Below are 2,448 nucleotides of genomic sequence, written 5' to 3'. Positions count from 1 at the left end.
GCTCCAGGTCCAGCCCGGTGGTCACGAACACGTCGGCGCGGCGCAGTTCGGCGGCAAAGCTGGGCTTGGGTCGCACGAAGTGCGCGTCCTCGTGGGGATCGGCAATCGCGAAGACCACCAACTGGTCGCCGCCGATCTCCCTGAGGATCGACGCGTACACGGGCAGCGTGGTCACCACGCGCACGGGCGCGGGCGACGCGGGCACCGCCGCTGCGGAACCGGGCGACGCGGCCGCCGTGCCGGGCAGTGTTGCCGCCCAGAATGTCAGGATCGAGCGCAGTCGCATTGAGCTTCTCCGATTCATTGTCGCGCGGGCCCGCTCAGTACGTCTCGTGCTTGTGCGGGCCCATGGCGAACGTCATCTGGATCAGGAACTGGCGGAAATCGTCGCCCGGCCGGCTCAGGAAATCGTACTCGGCGCGCAGCCGCACAAACTCGCTCTGCCACCAGGTGAGTGTGGGCGCGAACAATCGGGTCTGCTGCGCCCGGTCCTCCGGGTTCTCCACCCACTCGAAGCGGGCACCAGCGATCCACTGTTGCGCGAACTTGTACTCGCCGATGAAGTAGGCGCCGCGGGCGTCCGACCAGCCGCCTTCGGGCAGGCCGCGGCGGTTCAGGTAAGCCGCGCCGCGCAGTGTGGCCTCCCGGTACAGGCCCCGGGCGGGCGGCCGCCAGTTGAAGTTGAAGTCGACGCCGTACAGCCGCGCGTCAACGCGTTCCTCGTCCTCGCCCTCGCTATCGAATGCCGGGCCTGGGCGGCTGCCGGTCACGCCAGTGAGCCCCACCTCGAAGTAGCTGGCGGGCGAAAGCTGCCAGAACGCGTTCAGGTGGCCCAACGCGCTCAAACGGCGGCTCGCCCCGAACAGCGTCTCGTTGTCGCCCCGGGTCAGCTCGCCCCACACCTCGTAGGTGCCCAGGCCGTGCAGCGGCAGCAGCCAGTGCAGCGACGCGCCCGCCTGCGCCAGTCCCTCCTCCCCCAGGAAGACCAGCTCGGGGAGCGGCAGTTGCTGGCCGGGCAGCGCGTGGGCGTGCCAGCGATTGAGCGTACCGACGCGCTGCCGGAATTTCCCGACCATCACCCCGAACCCGGCCGGCAGGTTGACCCACTCGGCGTAGCCCTCCTCGATCTCGACCTCGCCCTCCTCCTCCTCTTCGGCGCCGGGGAAGGGCACCAACTCGCCGCCCGGCGAGTGGTGCGCCACGAAGATCTTAGCCCGGGAGAAGGGGTCCAGGTTGGACTGCAACGCCAGCTCGAACTCCCGAGCCACGAAGTTGTCACGCCTGGTCGCACCCGACGCCGCCAGCGCAAACACGTCGGCGTTCACGCTGAGTTCCGGGTTGAGCGCGGAGAGGTTGCGGGCACGGCTCACGAACTGCCCAGGCCTGGGTTGGGGCGGCGGAGGCGCTGCCGTATCGACACCTGCCGCGGCCGCGGCCGCGGCACGGATCGCAGCCAGACCAGCTTCCGCCGCGCTATCCGGGCGAGCGGCCGCGGCGGCGCGGGGCGGTTGCCTCGCCCCCTCCACGCCCGCCGACTCCGCCCTGACCGCCACGCCCGCCGCCTGCAGACCCGCCACCATGGCGCGCAGGCTGTCGAGCTGAACACGCAGCCATCGGATCTCCGCCCCCAGCGAGTCGGCCGCGGCCGGCCGCTCACGCTCCTGGGCCGCCGCGCCGGCAGGAAGCAGCACACCTGCGAGCAAGGCGAGGACGGCGGCGGCCAGGATGGGGTGGGGCCAGAACCGGATTTTCTGGGGCATGATGCTCCTCCTGGAACGCAAGTCAGGGGTCCCCGTGGCGGGGACAGACGCCTACGCCGGCCGCGACGCGCCCTGCGCGCCGCGCGCCGCTCAGGCAAGAGGAGGAGCGCGGGGAAGAGAAGAAGCCGGATTCGCCGTAACGTGGGGTGGGGCGCCGTCAGCGCTGACCCCCGCCCGCCGCGGCGCGCCAGCGCCCTGTGCGACCGGCGGGGCCGCGGGCAGCCCCGGGCTCGCCGAGAGGAGCACGCACAGGGCGTGATCGTGCGCAGCCGCCACTGGCGCCGGGGCCTTGGCCGGCGAGACCAGCTCGGGTCGGTTCGCGTACAGCTCACGGTCCAGGCTCGGCACGGCCACGCTCAGGGCCGGCACAATGGCCGCCAGCAGAAGCGACGCTGCCTTATGCACGGATCGGTGGTACATACGGGCACACTCTACACAACCGCGGCACGCCGGGTTCCCCGGAGTTCCCTCCCCACGTACGGGTAAAGGCCGGGCGCGCGGCGCGCAGGGCGGCGCCGAGATCGGTTCCCTCCCCCCGCACCGGTAAAGGCCGAATGCGGAAATGACCCCGCTCGACCTCTCGGCTTGCGGCGCACCGGCAACCGGACCATGTTTCCTGCACGTCACGCCTCGGCGGCCCGAGGCGCAAGAACCACGGGAGGTGCGGCTTGTACAGCGAGCTGATGAT

General features: G+C 71.4%; 3 protein-coding genes. All 3 read right to left on the bottom strand.

Annotation, left to right across the window (positions count from 1 at the left end; translation table 11 throughout):
* Positions 1–286: zinc ABC transporter substrate-binding protein (locus tag HY703_03355; protein ID MBI4544213.1), on the bottom strand; the 286-nt coding region annotated here is incomplete at its 3' end.
* 34 nt (positions 287–320) lie between these two features.
* Positions 321–1,760, bottom strand: coding sequence for a hypothetical protein (locus HY703_03350; protein ID MBI4544212.1), 1,440 nt, complete (start codon positions 1,758–1,760; stop codon positions 321–323).
* 90 nt (positions 1,761–1,850) lie between these two features.
* A complete protein-coding gene (locus HY703_03345) occupies positions 1,851–2,180 on the bottom strand; it encodes a hypothetical protein (GenBank protein ID MBI4544211.1) in 330 nt (109 codons plus the stop codon).
* Positions 2,181–2,448: the final 268 nt, after the last annotated feature.

It is taken from the genome of Gemmatimonadota bacterium (assembly GCA_016209965.1).
Taxonomy (GTDB): Bacteria; Gemmatimonadota; Gemmatimonadetes; order Longimicrobiales; family RSA9; genus JACQVE01.
This window is presented reverse-complemented; position numbering and strand designations above follow the sequence as displayed.